An 18,886-nucleotide genomic window follows, 5' to 3' on the forward strand; every position below is an offset into this window, starting at 1 on the left:
GTCTAATACGAGGAGGCGGGGACGGGAATGGGGGCGGCGAGCCGCGCGTCCTCGATGTTCACGGCGCCGCCGCGCGAAAATTCAAGTCGAGAAACGATCCGCCGGCGCCGTCTCGGAATAGATGCGATATTGGTTTCTGCCGTTCTCCTTGGCGCGATAGAGCGCGCGGTCGGCGCGCGCCAGCATGGCGTCCGGCCCCTCCAGCGCGGAGGCGAAGAGAGCGACGCCGACGCTCACCGTGGCGCGCAGATCGCCGACGGGCAGCGCGTAGGGCTCCGCCGAGAGCGCGCAGATTTTCGCCGCCATGACGGAAGCGCTGGCGGCGTCGCGCGAGTTGGATTGCAATATCGCGAATTCGTCGCCGCCGAGCCGCGCGACGACGTCGCCGGCGCGACAATGGCCTTTCAGCCGCGCCGCCAGCGCTTCCAGCAGCGCGTCGCCGCTCGCATGGCCGAGCCGGTCGTTGACCTCCTTGAAATGGTCGACGTCGATATAGAGCAGCGAGAAGCGCTCGCCGCCGGCCTCGGCGTTCGCGAAGGCGCGGCGCAGCGCATCGAGGAAGCTGCGGCGATTGGCGAGGCCGGTCAGAGCGTCGGTCTGCGCGAGGATCGCGATCTGGTCCGCGATCTCCTTGCGCTCGGTGACGTCGAGCGCGACGCCTTCGATCAGCTGCGAACGGCCGGGACGCTCGCGCGCGGCGTAGCGGGCGTCGAGCCAGCGATAGCCGCCGTCGCGCCGGCGAAAGCGAAATTCCACCATGCCGCCGCGGCTTCCATCCGCGGCCGCCCGCGCCAGCGAGGCGCCGACCTTGTCGCGATCGTCGGGATGGACGCAATCGGCGAGGCTGCTCGCCGGATCGGTGAGCTCCCATGGATCGTAGCCGAACAGTGCTATGTTGTGGGACACATAGACGAGCCGCGGCCGGCGGCTGTCCATGCGCAGGCGGAACAGCAGCGTCGGGCTGCGTTCGACGACCTCATTGGCGTCGCGGAGGCGATCGATATAGCGCCGCCGCGCGACCGAGCCGGCGATGAGATCGCCGAGTATGCGCAGCGCGTCGATTTCGGCGGCCGTCCATCGGCGCTCGGCGCGGCAGTCTTCGACCTCGATCCAGCCCCAGGCGGCGCCGTCGACGACGATGGGCGCGAACAGAACCGAGCGCACGCCGGCCTGCTCGAGAAAGGATTTGGCGGGGCCGGATTCGAGCGTCCGCGTCGCCGCGGTCATCGGCCGGCGCTCCGTCAGAGCGGCGAGCAGCGGAGCCGACAAAAACGCGCCGCGCGCCTCGTCGGCCTCGAAGAATGTCGCATCCAGCGCGATCGGTGATTCGGACCGCCGCCAGAAATGCAGCAGAGCCGGCGACGCGGTCGGCGCCGAGCCGGATTCGAAGACGAGAATCCGATCGGCCTCGATGGCTTCGCCGACGGATTCGAGAAGGTCGGGAATGGCGGCGGCGCTCGGGGCCGCTGTGGCGAGCTCGGTCGCCACGGTCGAGACGGCGTGGAGCAAAGCGTTGCGCTGATGCAGCGCGGCCGACAGCGCTTCCTGCACGAGCCGGCGCCGCGACACCGATATCAGCCAGCCATTGGCGCGCAGGCCGAGGATGATCAGCACGGCGGTGAAGGCGGCGAGCAGCGCCCCCATCGCCATTGCGGTCGGCTGCCGCCATGCGAAAAGCGCGACGATGGCGGGAAGCACATCCACCACGATGAAGCCGAACATCGCCGGCAGATAGGCGGAGTTGGTGATGACCGCGCCGGCCGCCATGCCGCCGGCGGCGAAGACGACGAAGGCGTGATAGCTCGTGTCCGGCGTCAGCCACAAAAGCGAGGAGGCGGCGCCCCAAAGGCCGCCGGTGAGCGTCGAGCCGAGCGTCCATAGCGTGAGGAAGCGGTCGACCGCCTCCGGAGAAGCCGCGTCGGCGCGAAAGCGGCCGGCGTGGATCAGGCGCGCCGCCACCAAAAGGACGAAGGCGAGCAGCCAGACGGCGATCTGCGCGCGGGAGTAGAATTCGTGGAAAACGCCAGCGACGATTGCGGCGTTCGCCGCATTGAAGACGAGGACGGACCTTCCGTCGGCGAGCATTTGCGCCTGATCGGCCCGTATCGCGGCGTCGAGGGCCGCGGCGTCGACGATTTCCAGCTCCTCGAAAAGCAGATCGCGCCCAGTGCGATACATGGTTGGATCTCCGACGCGCCGCGGGCCGAGGAAACGCGATTTTTCCCGAATTGTCGCGGACGGCTTTCCGCCGGCGGCGGAAAAAGCCTCATCGCTCGGGAATCTAGCGCTCCCGATGGCGAGCGCAGCCCTCGAGCGCGGAGCGAAGGGCGCCGCCCGATCGAGTCTAAGCGAGGGACAAGGGTGGACGGGCGCCGTCTGCGCCTTCGAGGAAGGCGGAGAGCGGTTGCGCCGGGCTGACGACAAAGCCTTGAATCTCGTCGCAGCCGAACTGGCGCATCATGCGCAGTTGCGCGTCGGTCTCGACGCCCTCCGCCGTCGTCGCTACGCCGAGATCATGCGCGAGGACGACGAGGGCTTTGACGATCGTCGCCGCCCGCGGGTCGGTCGCGGCCGCCTGCGTCAGCGAGCGGCCGACCTTTACGCGGTCGACCGGCAGCGCCCGAAGATGCGCGAGAGTCGCGCCGCCGGCGCCGAAATCATCGAGCGCGATGGAGACGCCGAGTTGTCGGATCGCGGTCAGGCAGCTCAGAATTTCCGCATTGTCGTCGAGACGCAGCGGGCCGGCGATCTCGATCTCCAGCCGGCTCGGGTCCATGCCGGCTCCGGCGAGCGCCGCGGCGACGTCGCGCGCGAAGCCGGTCTTCTCCAATTGGACTTCGCTCACATTGACGCTGACGCGCGCATCCGGGGGCAGGGCGGCAGCGCTGGCGCAGGCCTCGTTCAATATCCAGGCGCCGATCTCGTACAGGAGGCCGGCCTTGGTGGCGACGGGAAGGAAATCCTCCGGCGTCCGCAGGCCGTCGCGCGGATGCCGCCATCGCAGCAGCGCCTCATAGCCGCAGACGCGGGCGACGCCGAGCGCGACGATCGGCTGGAAATGGAGCTCGAACTCGCCGCCGTCGACGGCCTGCTTGAGATCCTGCCAAATTCGGCGATTGGCGGAGATGCGGGATTCGATGCCGGGATCGAAGAAGCGGAAATGGCCGCGGCCGCTGGATTTGGCCTCGTATAGAGCGAAATCCGCCTTGCGCATCAGCGTTCGCAGATCGAAGCCGTCATCCGGCGCGCGGGCGATGCCGACGCTGACTCCGACCGTCGCCATCGCCTCCTCGAGGTCGAAAGGGGCGGCCATCGCCTCCATCAGCCGCATGGCGAAGCCGCCGACATCGGCGGGCGAGGCGGCGTGCGACTGGACCACCGCGAATTCGTCGCCGCCGATGCGGGCGACGATGTCGCCTTTTTTCACGATGGCGGCAATGCGCTCGCCGACGGATTTGAGCAGAATATCGCCGGCTCTGTGCCCCAGCGTGTCGTTGATCTCCTTGAAATTGTCGAGATCGACGCAGTGGATCGCGGCGCCGAAGCCATTGGCCACGGCGGCGGCGATCGCGCTTTCGCCGAGCTGCTCCATGGCGGCGCGGTTGGCGATTCCGGTGACGGCGTCGAAATAGGCGAGCCGACGGATGCGCTCCTTGCGCTCCTCCTGCTCCAGAGCGATCGCGCAAAGATGCACGCAAGTTTCGACGATCGTGCGGTCGAGCGGGCTGGCGCCCCGGCAGGACGGATAATAGAAAGCGAAAGTGCCGACGACGCGATCATTGGAGGCGCGAATCGGCGACGACCAGCAGGCGCGCAGGCCGAGCGGAAGCGCCAAGGCGCGAAAATCGGCCCAGCGCGGGTCGGTCTCTATGTCGGTGGCTTCGATCGGCTCGCCGAAATAGGCGGCGACGCCGCAGGAGCCGGCGTCCGGCCCCATTCTCATGCCGTCGAGCGCCAATGAATAATGCTCCGGCAGGCTCGGACCCGCCAGCGGATGCAGTCGGCCCTCGCGGTCGACGGTGAGGACCGAGCAGATGACAGGGGGGACGAGCTGCTCGGCGCGGCGACAAAGCTCGTTCATCGTCTCTTGCAACGGCCTGCCGCGCGCCAGCCGCTCGAGCACATCATGCTGAAGCGCGCGCAGACCTTGCATTGTGGCGTTCGAGCAGTTGTCACAGTCGAGTTCGAGCATTTGCCTCGCCCTTGGAAGAAAATATTCTCTTTTTGTCGTATCTCGACCGTGTCGATAAGATATGAAATCGACCTTCCCGGAAAATTGGCGGTCGACAATGGTAGGGAGACTGAAAATAACGCGCTGGCGTCGCCGAGTCGACCGCCGCGCCGAGCATCCGCTTCAGCCCCAGAGCATTATCGCATGTCCGAGCGCTGATGTGTAGCGCAGAGCTGTAGCGCAATATATCAGCGCCGGATCAAGAGCATCGCAGATGCTTCCCCGTTCCGTTCGCGCTCCGAATGTCGAGCCTGCGAAAAAACAGCGCAGCAGGGCGAGCCGTTGGCCGCGCGGCGTTCGAAATCGCGAGGGCTCATCGATCGCGAGGCTCATCGGTCACGAGGCTAATGGACGAGGCTCAACGAGGCTTGCCTTGGCCGCGTCATTGGCCCAATCTCGAGCAGCCGCGGGCGGCGGCGGTCCTCTGGGAGATGGGCGCGCCGTCACGAGAGACAATGACCCGCCGGCATGGGAGAGAAACATGTCGAAATTCGCCTCACTGGCTCTGGCTGTCCTGATCTCGGCGCCCTTCGCCGCCGCTCCGGCGCGAGCGGTGGAGATCAGCCCGTTTTTTCCGCTGCCCAATTCCTTCGACGTCAAGGGCCCGATCAAGGACGGTGTGCTCGCGCAGCAAATCTCCTGGCTGGACGACGGCATCGCCGCCATCGAGAAGGCGCGCGCCGGCGCCGCGCCGGACAAGCTCGCCGAGCTCGACGCGCAGCTCGCCGCGGCGGTCAAGGAGCGCGACATTTTGAAGAGCGACGCGACCGGCCGCGACGCCGAGCTGGCGCGCAAGAATCTGGTCGTCACCAATATCAACCGCTGGATCAACGGCCTCGCCCGCAAGGCGACCGAGCAGCTCAAGATCGCCATTCTCAAGGATGGCGCGGAGCGCGACGCGGCGGAACGCCGGCATATTCAGCTGTCGCAGCAGGCCGACGAGCTCGAGAAGGTCAAGCACCAGCCGGAATTCGAGGCCTGGGGCCGCTGACGCGCGCGCCCGGCTCGGGCCGCGCTGCAAGTCTCAGAGCATAGGAGGCGTCTCGTCGCCTCCATGCCGAAGGTCTCGCGAGAGACGCTCGACGCGCATCGTCGCATTCTCGAGCGCGGCGGCCAGCTTCTCCGTGAGAGCGGCCTCCGCCTCTTTCGCCGCAGCCGCATCCGCGCGTAGCGCCGCCAGCTCCGTTTGCACGGCCTCGAGCTTGCGCGTCGCGATCGACGCCTCGTCGGCGAGGGTGAGCGCCGCCATCACGGTGATGCGCTGCTCGCCAATGTCGCCGAAGCCGTCACGCAAGGACAGGATCTTGTTTTCGACGAGCTTGGCCAACTCGTCGAGATGGGCTTCCTCGCCATCCTCGCAGGCCATGCGATAGGTCCGGCCCGCGATCGTCACCACCACATGCGCCATTCGCCGCCTCTCGCTAGGTCTGCGTCCTGTCCTCGTCGCCGAGCACGGCGATAATGCCGAGGCTCGTGCGGTCGAGACGCGTCAGCACCTCGTCGCGCGCCTTCTCCAGCGCGCTGTTCTGGGCGAGGGCGGCGTCGAGCTCGAGACCGAGGCGGCTGCGATCGTCCTGCATGACGGCGAGCTCCTCCTCGAGGTCGGCGTGCGACAGCTCCGCCTCTCTGCGTCGCGCGACAGTCTCCTCCAGCCGCTCCAGCGCGGCGGAGAGCCGTTGCAGCGCGTCGTCGAGCCTGTGTGGGACTTGCGTCATATGGAAACCGGACCGATCGCGATTAGATTCGCACGTAAGAATCGTTATCTCCTGGCGACAATCGCGTAAACCCCAATCCGAGCCGCGGCTCCGCCGCAGAGCGGCCGGCAGCCGCGTTGACAGGGGGGCGCGACCTGTTATCAAGCCGCTCATTCGAGCGGGCGTTCGCCGCCACAAAAAGCGGCAAAATGGGCAAAGCCCCGATTTTGGGCGGTTCAGCGGCCGCCCGGCCCCGCCCGAGCGAGCAGATGAGAAGGAGCACCGCTATGGCCGTGAGAGTGGCGATCAATGGGTTCGGACGCATCGGACGCAATATTCTTCGCTACATCGTCGAGACCGGCCGCACCGACCTCGAGGTGGTGACGATCAACGATCTCGGCTCTGTCGAGACCAATGCCCATCTGCTGCGCTATGATTCCGTGCATGGCCGCTTCCCGCGCGAGGTGAAGGTCGATGGCGATTCGATCGACGTGGGCTATGGGCCGATCAAGGTCACGGCGATCAAGAATCCGGCCGAGCTGCCGTATAAGGCGCTCGGCATCGACATTGCGCTCGAATGCACGGGCCTTTTCACAGCGCGCGACAAGGCCAAAGCGCTGCTCGACGCCGGCGCGCGCCGCGTGCTGGTCTCCGCGCCTTCCGAAGGCGCCGACATCACCGTCGTCTATGGCGTCAATCAGGACAAGATCACGAAGGACGATCTCGTGATCTCCAACGCCTCCTGCACCACCAATTGCCTCGCGCCCGTCGCCAAGGTACTGAATGACGCGATCGGCATAGAGCGTGGCTTCATGACGACGATCCACTCCTACACGGGCGACCAGCCGACGCTGGACACGTATCACAAGGACCTCTACCGCGCTCGCGCCGCCGCTCTGTCGATGATTCCCACTTCCACCGGCGCGGCGAAGGCCGTGGGCCTGGTGCTGCCGGAGCTGAAAGGCAAGCTCGACGGCGCCGCCATTCGCGTGCCGACGCCCAATGTCTCGGCGGTCGATCTCAAATTCGTCCCCAAGCGCAAGACGAGCGTGGAAGAGATCAACGCCGCCATCATCGCCGCCGCCGACGGCCCGCTGAAGGGCATTTTGGGTTACACCGACGACAAGAATGTCTCGGTCGATTTCAACCATGATCCGCGTTCATCCGTGTTTCATCTCGATCAGACCAAGGTGATCGAGGGCGAGCTGGTGCGCGTCCTGTCCTGGTACGACAATGAATGGGGCTTCTCGGGGCGCATGACGGATGTCGCCGCGACGATCGCCAAGCTCATCTAGACGCGATTTTTTTCCTCATTCACCGGGGCACGATCATGCCGTCTTTCAAAACGCTCGATTCCGCCGATCTCGACGGCAAGCGCGTCCTGTTGCGCGTCGATCTCAATGTGCCGACCGAGAATGGAGTCGTCACCGACAAGACGCGCATAGAGCGCGTGCTGCCGACGATCGAGGATATTTCGAAAAAGGGCGGCAAGGTCATCCTTCTCGCCCATTTCGGTCGGCCCAAGGGCGAGCGCAAGGAAGAGGATTCCTTGAAGCCTATCGTCTCGGCGATTGAGGAGACGGCCAAGCGAAAAATCGCCTTCGCCGATGATTGCGTCGGCGATGTCGCCGGCGCGGCGATCGCGCAGATGAAGAACGGCGACATTCTGCTGCTCGAGAACACGCGCTTTCACAAGGGCGAGGAGAAGAACGATCCCGCCTTCGCCGCGGAGCTCGCCGAGCTCGGCGATATCTATGTGAACGACGCCTTCTCCGCCGCGCATCGCGCACACGCCTCGACGGAAGGGCTGGCGCATCTTCTACCGGCCTATGCCGGCCGCACCATGCAGGCGGAGCTGCAGGCGCTCTCCGAGGCGCTGGAGCATCCCGCGCGCCCCGTTATGGCGATCGTCGGCGGCGCGAAAATCTCCACCAAGCTCGATCTGCTCGGTAATCTCATCCGCAAGGTGGACATTCTCGTCATCGGTGGCGGCATGGCCAATACTTTCCTCGCCGCGAAGGGCGAGCCGGTCGGCAAGTCGCTGTGCGAGCACGAGCTGCTCGAAAAGGCGCGCGCCATTCTCGCCGATGCGCAATCGTCCAATTGCGAGATCGTGTTGCCGATCGACGCCACTGTCGCGCAGAAATTCGAAGCTCATGCGCCGTCCCATATCGTCGCGATCGAGCATGTCGGCGAGAGCGACATGATCCTCGACGTCGGGCCGAAGAGCATCGCCCATATAGAGAGTCTGCTCGCCAAGGCGAAGACGCTGGTATGGAACGGCCCGCTCGGCGCCTTCGAGTTGCCGCCCTTCGACGAAGGCACCAACGCCGTCGCGCAGACGGCGGCGCGTTTGACCGTGGAAGGCAAGCTGCTCTCCGTCGCCGGCGGCGGCGACACTGTGGCCGCGCTCAATCAGGCCCATGCGGCGCAGGAGTTCAGTTATCTCTCGACCGCGGGCGGCGCCTTTCTCGAATGGCTCGAGGGCAAGGAGCTTCCCGGCGTCGCGGCGCTGGCGAAATAAGCCGCGCTCACTTCTTCGCAACAGGCGCGCGCCGCGGCGATGGCGCGCTTCAGCTCTGGAATGCAGGAGCCGCAATTCGTGCCGGCGCGCAGCGTCTCGCCGATCGCGGCGACGCTGCGCGCGCCCTTCGCGATGGCCGCGTCGATCGCCGCGGCGCCGACGCCGAAGCAGGCGCAGACGATCGGACCATCCTGCGCCGCGCCATCGGGCGAGCGCCCCGACAACAGCGCCTTACGCTGCTCCAAGCCGAGCCGCTCCGTCTCGAACAGCGCCGTCGCCGCGTCGAAGGCGCCGCGCGCATCCTCTGTTCCGACGAAGAGACAGAAATCGACGCGCTGATCGCGAAAGCGCGCGGCGCGATAGATTCCGCGCGCCTCGTCGAGATATTCCGCGACATCTGCCTCATCGCCGAGCGACGCCGCATAATCGCGCCATGATGCGAGAGCCGCGTCCGAGGCGAAGAGAAGGCCGTGACCGCCAGCGACGGCGACCTTGGTTCCGAGCGCGGCGATCATCGGCCGCAGCGGCGCGCGCGAGAGTAGAAAACCGCGCGATTTGAATGTGACCGCATCTATGCGCGCCGGAGTCGCCTTCGCTTCCGGCTGTCCCGAATGCGGATCGACGATCGCAGCGACGAGCGAACCGACGCGCGCGAAAGAGGCCGTCTCGTCGCTCCAATGAATAGGCGCGAATAATTGCCCGCGCCGCTGGCGATCGGTGACGGACACTGCGAGCAGGCATTCGGCGTGGCGTGACGAAACGCAGGCGAAGCCACCATCGACGAGGCCGAGCGGCGCCGCGTCGGCCGGATGAATCTCGACGAAGGGAAAGGGCGAATGCCGCGCGAGACGCGGGCTTTTGCCCGTGCGCGTCATCGTGTGCCATTGGTCGCGAATCCGCCCCGTGTTGAGGCGGAAGGGAAAGGCAGCCGTTGTCGCGGCCTTCAGCGACGGCGGCTCGGGCGCGATGAAGCGCGCCTTGCCATTGGCGGTGAAATATCCACCCTCGCCGAAAAAGCGCGCGCGCCCTTTCGTCTCGCCGGCGCGGATCGGCCATAGCGTCGGATGCAGCGCGTCATAGGCTTCATCCGAGAGCGTCGCGAGCCCGCCTATGTCGAAGCTGCGCGCGCCGTCATTCTCGAAAGCGGAGAGCGCCGCATGCTCACGAAACACATCCGCCGCCGACTGAAATCGAAAGGCGTCGCAAAAGCCCATGCGCGTCGCGACGTCGCTGACGATGCGCCAATCCGGCTTCGCCTCGCCGGGCGAGGGCAGAAAGGCGCGCTGACGCGAGATGCGCCGCTCCGAATTCGTGACCGTGCCGGATTTCTCGCCCCAGGCCTGCGCCGGCAGCAGCACATGCGCGCCGGCGTTTATCGTGTCGTTCGACAGCACATTGTCCGAGACGACGAAGAGATCGAGCTTCGCAAGCGCCGCGCGTGCGTCATCGGCTCGAGGCAGCGAGACGGCGGGGTTGGTTCCCATCACCCACAGCGCCTTTATCTCGCCGCGTGCGATGGCCTCGAACATTTGCACGGCCTTCAAGCCTTCATGCGTCGCAATGCGCGGCGCGTTCCAGAAGCGCCGAACGCGATCGACCTCGGCGTCGGAAAAGCCCATATGCGCGGCGAGCTGATTGGCGAGGCCGCCGACCTCGCGTCCGCCCATGGCGTTGGGCTGGCCGGTGAGCGAGAAGGGCGCGGCGCCGGGCGCGCCGATGCGTCCCGTCGCGAGATGACAATGAATGATCGCGTCGACCTTGTCGGTCCCCTGCGCGGATTGATTGACGCCCTGGGAAAAGGCCGTGACAGTCTTCTGCGTCGTGGCGAAGAGCTCGAAGAAAGCCGCGACATCGACCTCGCGCAGCCCCGTCGCGGCGGCGGTCGCGGCGATGGTCGGCGCGATCGTGCGCGCGGCGTCGAGCGCTTGCGTGAAACCTTCGGTATGCTGCGTGATATAGTCGTCGCAGGTCGCGCCATTGGCGACGAGATGTGCGAGAAGGCCGCAGAAGAGCGCAACATCGCCGCCGGGCGCGATGGGCAGAAAGAGATCGGCCTCTTCCGCGGTCGCCGTGCGGCGCGGATCGATGACGACGATCTTCGCGCCGCGCTCCTGCTTGTTGCGCAACATGCGTTGAAACAAAATCGGATGACACCAGGCCGCATTGGAGCCGACGAGCACGATGAGATCGGCGCAGTCGAGGTCCTCATAGCATCCCGGCACCACATCGGCGCCCAAGGCGCGCTTATGTCCCGCCACTGTCGAGGCCATGCACAGCCGCGAATTGGTGTCGACATTGGGCGAGCCGATGAAGCCCTTGATCAGCTTGTTGGCGGCGTAATAATCCTCCGTCAGCAATTGGCCGGAGAGATAGAACGCCACCGCCTGCGGCCCATGCGTATCGATGATGCGCGCAAAGCCCTGTGCGACATGATCCAGAGCCTCGTCCCATGTCGCGCGTCGCAGCGTCTCGCCGGCGCGCAGCATAGGATGCAGCAGACGCCCGTCGAGCGACAGCGTCTCATGCAAAGCGGAGCCTTTGGAGCACAGCCGCCCATGATTGGCCGGGTGCGCGGGATCGCCGGCGACAGCTGCGCCGCCGCATCCATCCGGCGTCGCCAGCACGCCGCAGCCGACGCCGCAATAGGGGCAAACGGTCGCGACAGAGGCGCTGCGCGGATCGACTCTCTGCATCAATAGACATCCTGTCGGTAGCGGCCGCTCTTCTTCAATTCGGCGACGAAGGCGACCGCCTCATCCGTGGCGCGCGCGCCATATTGCGCGACGATGTCGACGAGCGCGCGCTCGACGTCCTTGGCCATGCGCCTGGCGTCCCCGCAGACATAGATATGCGCGCCATCGGCGAGCCAGGCGAAGAGATCGCGCCCGACTTCACGCATACGGTCCTGCACATAGAATTTTTCGGAGCCGTCGCGCGACCAGGCGAGCGAGAGGCGCGTGAGCAGGCCAGAGGACTTCATCGCGTTCAATTCATCCGCGTAGAAGAAATCGCAATCGCTGCGCTGATGGCCGAAGAACAGCCAATTGCGCCCGCGCGCCCCGATCGCCTGCCGCTCTTGCAGAAACGCGCGAAACGGCGCGACTCCCGTGCCGGGGCCGATCATGATGATCGGCGCATTCGGATCATCGGGAAGCGAGAAGCCATGCGACGCCTGCACATAGACTCTCACTGGCGCATCGTCCTCGATGCGTTCCGCGAGAAAGGTGGAGGCGACGCCTTTGCGCATGCGCTTGCCGATCTTGTAGCGCACGGCGTCGACAGTGAGCGACACGCGCCCCGGCGCCGCCTTCGGCGAGGAGGATATGGAATAGAGCCGTGGCTGCAGAGGCTCGAGCGCCTCGACGAAAGCTTCCGCATGCGGTCGCACGCCGGGAAATTTCATCAGCGCCGCCAGCACGTCGAGATCGGCGGCGTCATTGTCTCTATCTTCTCCTTGCGCCAGCGCGCGCGCCTTTGCGCGCGTCTCGCCACCGGTGAGGAACGAGATCAGCTCGAAGAGCCGATCGGGCGCAGGCGAAAGCGCGCAATCGTCACGCAGCGCTTCGCGAAGGCTCTTGCCCTTCACTGGCGCGAGCGGCGAGGCGCCGATCATGGCGATGATCTGATCGACGAGGCCGAGATCATTCTGCGCAAAGACGCCGAGAGAATCGCCGGCGCTGTAATCGATTCCGCTCCTCGAGAGATCGAGCTCTATATGCCATGTCTCCTTTTCCGATGCCGGCTTGTTCAGCCTCCGACGCGACAGAAATATCGCCTCGACCGGATTGTCGCGTGAACGGCCCGGCGCCGATGTGGAATGCGAGACCGACGGCGCTGTCGACGCCGACTCGGTGGATGGCGCAGCGCCGCGCTCTTGCGTGAGCGTCTTCAACATGCGCGCGGTGTCCTTGCCGCCGGGCGCGCAGAGATTGAGGCGCTCCTCCTTATGGGCGAACAGCGCCTCCGCATAATTTTGGCAATCATAGCCACATTGGCCGCAGTCCTGCTGCGCCATTGCGGCCATCATCCGTCGACGCAAAGGACGGCCTTGCGCGAGCGTCATGCGCTCCTGCAATTGCAGTGTCGGATCATGCCAAGGCGCGGCGCCATCATCCGCGTCGCCGGCGATGGCCGCATTTTCCGCTGGCGACAGAGCGACGACGCCGGCGTCGTCCATCGACATCAACCCGGCGAAAAAACCGTTGAGCCAGGCGCGCTGCTCTTCAGAGAATGGAGCCGAAGGCGGAATGAGATCGAGACGTTGCGGCTGCGTGATCTTGGTCATTGTTCCGTCTCCGCGATCAACCGTCGCAAAGCTTCTGCGTCATGGCGCCGCGTGAAGGCGGCGAAGCTCTCTTCGCCGGTCGCGCGATGCGCGAGATAGGCGCGCAGCAGGCTCTCGATCTTGCGTGGCGCATCTGTCGCCGCGACATTCTCGAGCAGCTCGCGGCCGATCGCGCCCTCCGCGCCGAAGCCGCCGCCGACAATCAAATTGTAGCCTTCGACCGTATCGCCTTCCTCATTGATCGGAACGCGCGCGCCGACGAGGCCGATGTCGCCGATATAATGCTGAGCGCAGGAATGACGGCAGCCAGTCAAATGTATGTTGATCGGCGTGTCGATCTCTATTCTCTCCTCGCAATGCGTGGCGATCTCGTCCGCATGCCTTTTGGTGTCGGCGGCGGCGAAACGGCAGCCGACATTGCCCGTGCAGGCTACGAGGCCCGCGCGGATCGGCGACGCCTTCGTCGAAAGGCCGAGCGCTGCGATCCGAGCGAGCGCCTCGTCGATCCGCGTGTCGGCAATTCCAGAAATGAGAAGATTTTGCCAGACGGTGAGCCTTATGTCGCCATCTCCGAGCTCGCGCGCGATCGTCGCGAGACCGTGCGCTTCGTCGCTCGTCAGGCGACCGAGCTTCAATGCGACGCCGACCCAGCTTTTCCGCGCCTCTTTCTGCGCATGTGCGCCGATATGCGCGAGCCTGTCGAAGCCGGGCCGTGGCGCGATCGCCTCCTGCCGCGCGCGGAGCAGGGGACGTCCGAGCTTTTCCTCGACGAGCGTCAGAAATCGATCGAAACCCAATTGATCGAGCACATATTTCAATCGCGCCCGCGCGCGATTGGTGCGGTCGCCTGTGTCGATGAAGACGCGCAATATGGCGTCGGCGATCTTGACGGCTTCGTCCGGCGGAACGATCACGCCGGTGTCGCGCGCGAGATCCTTATGACCGGTGATTCCGCCGAGCGCGAGACGGAAATAGACGCCCGTCCTGAGCTCATGCCCGTCGCGAAGCTCGATCGCCTGAAAGGCAATGTCATTGGTGTCCTCGAGCACGGCGATGCGGCCGCCGCCATCGAAAGCGATGTTGAATTTGCGCGGCAGGCCGGAGAGGGAGCGGTCGTTGAGAATGTGGAAATGCAGCGCGCGCGCGAAGGGGCGCGTATCGATGAGCTCCTGTGGATCGATTCCGGCGGTCGCCGTTCCGGTGATGTTGCGAATATTGTCGGCGCCGGAACCGCGCGTCCACAGGCCGAGGCTCTGCACGCCTTCGATCATGGCGACGGCGCTCTCGGGCTCTATCTCGCGAATCTGCAGATTGGCGCGCGTCGTCACATGCAGATAGCCGCCGCCATGGCTGTCGGCGAGATCGGCGAGGCCGGTGAATTGCCAATGGGTGAGAATTCCATTGGGGATGCGCAGGCGGCACATATAGGAGGATTGCGTCGGCGCGACATAGAACAGTCCATGATAGCGCCACCGAAAATTATCGGCCGGCTTTGGCGGCTCATTGCGCTTCGTTTGCGCGACGAGACGCGAATAGGCGTCGAATGGATGCTCCTCGCGCTTGATCTTCTCTTGCTCATTGAGCGCGCCGCCATTGGCGATTGCGCGATCCTGCGCCGCGAAATGAATGGCGTCGGGGCCGATCGGCGTTTCCTTGATCGGCGTGGCGCGTTGCGCGCGCGAGGCCTGGAAGCCGGAGGCGAAGCCTTCGAGATAGCGCTTTTGTTCTGCTGTGAAATCGCCGGCCATGGTCATGCCGCCTTTCTTTCGCAGAGCGCGCGGCCGAAGATCAGCGCATCGCGCCATTGCGTCACATCGGCGCGCGAGCGAATGAGCTCGATGCACCAGAGCGCGGCGCTGGTGTCGCCGACGAGCACGGCGCCGGCGAGACGGCCGTCCTCAATGATCAGCTTTTTGTAGAGGCCGAGCCCAAAGTCGCGCCAGGAGATCGTCTCGGCGCCGTCGCTTTCCATAAACTCGCCGGCGGAAAAGACATTGACGCCGGAGACCTTCAGATTGGTGGAGACGATGCTTCCTTCGTAAATGTCGCTTTCGCCGCAGAGTCTCGCGGCGAGGACGCGCGCCTGGTCATAGGCGGGCTCGACGAGGCCATAGCAGACGCCTCTGTGCTGCGCGCATTCGCCGATCGCAAAGATATCGGCGATATTCGTTTCCATATGATCGTCGATGACGATTCCTCTTTGCGTGCTCACGCCCGCGTCGCGCGCCAGCTCCATATTGGGTGCAATTCCCGCGGCGAAGACGACGCCATCGGCCGCGAGCCGCCGACCATCGGCGAGCTCTATCGCGCTGACGCGGTCATCGCCGAGGATGCGTGTCGTGCGCGCTTCCAGCAGAACGTCAATTCCTTTGCTCTCGATAATTCGTTTCAGCAGCTCGGCCGCGTCCTTGTCCAGCTGCCGCTCCATCAGCCGATCGGTGACATGCGCGAGTGAGACCTCGGCGCCGCTTTTGACGAGGCCATAGGCGGCTTCGAGACCGAGCAGGCCGCCACCGATGACGATGATTTTCTTGCGCTGCGCCGCGAGGCGCTTCAGCGCGTCGACGTCGGCGCCGTCGCGGAACACATGAACGCCTTGCAGCTGCGCGCCGGGCAGCGGCAGACGCAGCGCGCGCGAGCCGGTGGCGAGCACGAGCTTGGAAAAGCCGACGCTTTCGCCACTCTCTAGCGACACTCGTCTCGTCGCGAGGTCTATGGCGTGCGCCTTGGCGCCGTAGAGAAGAGTAACGCCGCGGTCGCGCCACCAGCTCGCGGGCCTCAGCTCTATCTCGGCCATGTCCGCGTCGCCCGCGAGCACGGAAGAGAGCAGCACGCGATTATAGGCGAGGCGCGGCTCCTCGCCGATGACGGCGATGGCGTAGCGGCCGAGCGCGCGCTTCGACAATTCGTCGACGAGGCGCGCGGCGGCCATGCCATTGCCGATGATGACGAGAGGCTCGCTCATTTTTCGTCCGCCTCACGCCGCTTCGACATAGTGATGACGCTCATAGAGGAATTGCAGCACGCGGCGCCTGCATTCGAGATAGTGAGGATCGGTGGAAAGAGCGACGCGATCACGCGGGCGCGGCAGAGCTACGTCCAGCGTCTCGCCGATCGTGGCGCAGGGACCATTGGTCATCATCACGATGCGGTCGGAGAGCAGCACAGCCTCGTCCACATCATGCGTGATCATCATCACCGTATTGCCGAGCGTGCGATGCAGCGCCATCACCTGATCTTGCAAATGCGCGCGGGTGAGCGCGTCGAGCGCGCCGAAGGGCTCGTCGAGCAGCAGAACCTTCGGCTCCATGGCGAGCGCGCGAGCGATGCCGACGCGCTGCTTCATGCCGCCGGAAATCTCGCTCGGACGCTTGTCCTTCGCATGGGTCATCTGCACGAGCTCGAGATTGCGCATGGTCCAATCATGGCGTTCGGCGCGGCTCTTTTTGCGCGAGAACACTTTGTCCACGGCGAGGCGCACATTGTCGTAGACGGTGAGCCAAGGCAGCAGCGAATGATTCTGGAAGACGACGGCGCGATCCGGCCCGGGCGTATCGACTTGACGATTTTCCAGCACGACGCCGCCGGCGCTCGCGCTCACCAGCCCGGCGACGATATTGAGCAGAGTGGATTTGCCGCAGCCGGAATGGCCGATGATGGTGACGAGTTGTCCCTTCTCGACAGTGAGATCGACGGCTTCGAGCACTTTCGTCGCGCGGGCGCCGCTCGCGAAAATTTTGTCGACATGATCGATGCGGAGATAGCTCATGGCGAATCCTTTCAGGAGGCTTGCGCGCCGCGCGTGGCGAATGCGCAGATCGTGGCGACGATGCGATCGAGCACGAAGCCGGTGACGCCGATATAGGCGAGGGCGACGAAAATGTCGGAGAGGCGCGAGGAGTTCCAGGCGTCCCAGATGAAGAAGCCGATGCCGACGCCGCCGGTCAGCATTTCCGCCGCGACGATGGCGAGCCAAGAGAGGCCGACGCCGATACGCAGGCCGGTGAAAATATAGGGCGCGGCCGACGGAATCATGATCTTCCAGAAGAACTCGAGGTGATTGAGCCGCAGCACGGCGGCGACGTTGCGATAATCCTGCGGAATATTGCGCACGCCGACGGCGGTGTTGATGATGATCGGCCAGATGGAGGTGATGAAGATCACGAAGATCGCCGAAGGGTGACTGTCGCGAAAGGCCGCGAGCGAGATCGGCAGCCAGGCGAGCGGCGGCACGGTGCGCAGCACTTGGAACAGCGGATCGAGCCCGCGCATCGCCCAGCGCGATTGTCCGACGATCACGCCGAGCAGCACGCCGGCGACGCTGGCGAGTCCGAAGCCGATGGCGACGCGCTGCAGAGAGGTGAGCACGCGCCAGCCGAGGCCGATATCTTGTGGCCCCGCCACGAAGAAGGGATGCAGGATGAGATCATTCGCCTCGCTCCATATGCGCGAGGGCGAGGGCAAGGCCGAGGTCGGCTTGATGCAGAGAAGCTGCCATAGGCCGAGCAATACGGCGAGCACGATCATCGGCGGCAGCACGGCGGCGAAGAATGCGCGAATGCGCGCGCCATGCTTCTCGATGAGCGGAATGCGTCGGCGCGTATAGAGCTCGTCGATCGAGCGATCGTCGGCTGGCGTCGCATCGACGAGATCGTCCTTGGTGATTTGCATCGTCATTTCGGCCTCTTCGATCACACTTGCGCGCGCTTGATGGACAGGCTCTTCAGATAGGCCTGCGGGTTTTCGGGATCGAAGACCTTGCCGTCGAAGAAGGTCTCCTTGCCGCGCGATGTCGATGTCGGAATCTCTTTGGCGGGGACGTTGATCAATTTCGCCGCCTCGCGCCAAATATCCTCGCGATTGACCTTGTCGACCAGCGCTTTGATATTCGTCGTCGGCTCGAGCTTGCCCCAGCGAATGTCCTCGGTGACGAACCAGGCGTCGTGACTCTTGAAAGGATAGGAGGCGGCGTCGCGCCAGAATTTCATGAATTGCTTCGTGCCTTTCTCCATGCGGCCATTGCCGTAATTGAGATCGCCTTTCAGGCGGCCGACGATATCGGCGACGGGCACGTTGAACCATTGGCGCTTGCCGACGATTTCGGCGAGCTCGGCCTTGTTCTCCATTTTGTCGCACCATTGCTGCGCTTCCAGCACGGCGGCGGTGAGCGCGCGTGCGGCGCGTGGATTTTTGTCGACCCAATCGGCGCGCAGGCCGAGCGCTTTTTCAGGATGCTTCGACCAGATCTCGCCGGTCGCGCAGGCGGTGTAGCCGATGTTCTGATTGGCGAGCTGCTCGTTCCACGGCTCGCCGACGCAAAAGGCGTCCATATTGCCGACCTTCATATTCGCCACCATTTGCGGTGGCGGCACGACGATCGTCGAGACATCCTTGTCGGGATCTATGCCGGCGGCGGCGAGCCAATAGCGCAGCCACAAATCATGCGTGCCGCCGGGGAAGGTCATGGCGACCTTCACTTCCTTGCCTTCGGCTTTCTTCTTGGCGAAGGCCTCACGCAACGCCGCGGCGTTGGTCGTGACCTTCAGATCCTTATATTCATTGGCGACGGAAATGCCCTGCGCATCGAGATTGAGGCGCGCGACTATGTACATGGGCGTCGGCGCATTGTTCTGAGTCACTCTGCCGGTGGTGATGAGATAGGGCATGGGCGTGAGAATATGGGCGCCGTCTATGCCGTTTGCGGCGCCGCCGAGCACGAGATTGTCGCGCGTCGCGCCCCAGGAGGCTTGCTTGACGACCTCGACATCCGGCATGCCATGCTTGGCGAAAAGGCCTTTTTCCTTGGCGATGATGAGCGGCGCGGCGTCGACCAGCGCGATATAGCCCAGGATCGCTTTCGTCGTTTCCGGCCCTGCGCCTTGCGCGAAGGCGCCGGCGGGGAAAGCCGCGCGAACGGCGGCGAAGCTCGCCGCGACGCCGGCGGCGCCGCGCAGCAGTCCGCGGCGATCGAGCATCGTGACGGCACTGGTCTTCGCTGAGCTTGTTTCGTCTGTCATCGTCACCGTCGTCCTCTTCGCGCTGCGAGCGCATCGGTCAGGGCGAGTCGGCGCCGTCCTTCTATCGACGGCGCGAAACGCAAAAAGCCGCTTCCCTCGGGAGGGCGCATGGTGCGCGAACTCCTCGGGACAGCG

General features: G+C 64.9%; 14 protein-coding genes. 3 read left to right on the forward strand and 11 right to left on the reverse strand.

All coding sequences use genetic code 11. The features are described 5' to 3' along the window. Nucleotides 1-81: 81 nt before the first annotated feature. Nucleotides 82-2,178 (reverse strand): sensor domain-containing diguanylate cyclase, encoded by a 2,097-nt coding sequence (locus KP010_RS14925; RefSeq protein WP_216281031.1) that lies wholly within the window; start codon nucleotides 2,176-2,178, stop codon nucleotides 82-84. Between the two features lie 166 nt (nucleotides 2,179-2,344). Next, nucleotides 2,345-4,192 (reverse strand): bifunctional diguanylate cyclase/phosphodiesterase, encoded by a 1,848-nt coding sequence (locus tag KP010_RS14930; RefSeq protein ID WP_246659877.1) that lies wholly within the window; start codon nucleotides 4,190-4,192, stop codon nucleotides 2,345-2,347. Between the two features lie 520 nt (nucleotides 4,193-4,712). Between KP010_RS14930 and KP010_RS14935 the strand changes: the two genes are divergently transcribed. Beyond that, the gene (locus KP010_RS14935; protein WP_244594577.1) at nucleotides 4,713-5,222 is read left to right on the forward strand and encodes a hypothetical protein; all 510 of its coding nucleotides are present in this window, start codon (nucleotides 4,713-4,715) and stop codon (nucleotides 5,220-5,222) included. Nucleotides 5,223-5,255: 33 nt separating this feature from the next. Here the strand turns inward: KP010_RS14935 and KP010_RS14940 are convergent, their stop codons facing one another. Then, complete coding sequence (locus KP010_RS14940; protein WP_142863270.1) at nucleotides 5,256-5,639, reverse strand: cell division protein ZapA; 384 nt, start codon at nucleotides 5,637-5,639, stop codon at nucleotides 5,256-5,258. Nucleotides 5,640-5,652: 13 nt separating this feature from the next. Further along, nucleotides 5,653-5,946 (reverse strand): DUF4164 family protein, encoded by a 294-nt coding sequence (locus KP010_RS14945; protein ID WP_108916035.1) that lies wholly within the window; start codon nucleotides 5,944-5,946, stop codon nucleotides 5,653-5,655. A 266-nt stretch (nucleotides 5,947-6,212) separates the two neighbouring features. On the opposite strand from KP010_RS14945, the gene gap reads away from it, so the two are divergent. Both gap and pgk read left to right on the forward strand, forming a co-directional pair. Beyond that, nucleotides 6,213-7,220: a type I glyceraldehyde-3-phosphate dehydrogenase gene (gene gap, locus KP010_RS14950; RefSeq protein ID WP_142863269.1), complete on the forward strand. Its 1,008-nt coding sequence runs from the start codon at nucleotides 6,213-6,215 to the stop codon at nucleotides 7,218-7,220. A 35-nt stretch (nucleotides 7,221-7,255) separates the two neighbouring features. Beyond that, entirely contained in the window at nucleotides 7,256-8,449 is a 1,194-nt protein-coding gene (gene pgk, locus KP010_RS14955) for a phosphoglycerate kinase (protein ID WP_142863268.1), read from the forward strand. On the opposite strand, the gene KP010_RS14960 is transcribed toward pgk, so the two are convergent. The 7 genes from KP010_RS14960 to KP010_RS14990 are packed head-to-tail and all read right to left on the reverse strand — an operon-like array spanning nucleotide 8,368 to nucleotide 18,751. After that, nucleotides 8,368-11,142, reverse strand: a complete 2,775-nt coding sequence (locus KP010_RS14960) for a nitrate reductase (RefSeq protein WP_246659876.1) — start codon at nucleotides 11,140-11,142, stop codon at nucleotides 8,368-8,370. The genes pgk and KP010_RS14960 overlap by 82 nt on opposite strands. After that, nucleotides 11,142-12,734 (reverse strand): sulfite reductase subunit alpha, encoded by a 1,593-nt coding sequence (locus KP010_RS14965; protein ID WP_142863267.1) that lies wholly within the window; start codon nucleotides 12,732-12,734, stop codon nucleotides 11,142-11,144. The genes KP010_RS14960 and KP010_RS14965 overlap by 1 nt, the downstream gene beginning before the upstream one ends. Then, nucleotides 12,731-14,482, reverse strand: coding sequence for a NirA family protein (locus KP010_RS14970; RefSeq protein WP_142863277.1), 1,752 nt, complete (start codon nucleotides 14,480-14,482; stop codon nucleotides 12,731-12,733). The genes KP010_RS14965 and KP010_RS14970 overlap by 4 nt, the downstream gene beginning before the upstream one ends. A gap of 2 nt (nucleotides 14,483-14,484) precedes the next feature. Continuing rightward, nucleotides 14,485-15,699 (reverse strand): NAD(P)/FAD-dependent oxidoreductase, encoded by a 1,215-nt coding sequence (locus KP010_RS14975; RefSeq protein ID WP_142863266.1) that lies wholly within the window; start codon nucleotides 15,697-15,699, stop codon nucleotides 14,485-14,487. A 12-nt stretch (nucleotides 15,700-15,711) separates the two neighbouring features. Then, nucleotides 15,712-16,503, reverse strand: a complete 792-nt coding sequence (locus KP010_RS14980) for an ABC transporter ATP-binding protein (protein WP_142863265.1) — start codon at nucleotides 16,501-16,503, stop codon at nucleotides 15,712-15,714. Nucleotides 16,504-16,514: 11 nt separating this feature from the next. Next, nucleotides 16,515-17,411, reverse strand: a complete 897-nt coding sequence (gene ntrB, locus KP010_RS14985) for a nitrate ABC transporter permease (protein ID WP_142863264.1) — start codon at nucleotides 17,409-17,411, stop codon at nucleotides 16,515-16,517. A gap of 14 nt (nucleotides 17,412-17,425) precedes the next feature. Then, nucleotides 17,426-18,751, reverse strand: coding sequence for a CmpA/NrtA family ABC transporter substrate-binding protein (locus KP010_RS14990; protein ID WP_142863263.1), 1,326 nt, complete (start codon nucleotides 18,749-18,751; stop codon nucleotides 17,426-17,428). Nucleotides 18,752-18,886: the final 135 nt, after the last annotated feature.

The organism is Methylosinus sp. KRF6 (genome assembly GCF_018887255.1).
Classification (GTDB): domain Bacteria; phylum Pseudomonadota; class Alphaproteobacteria; order Rhizobiales; family Beijerinckiaceae; genus Methylosinus; species Methylosinus sporium.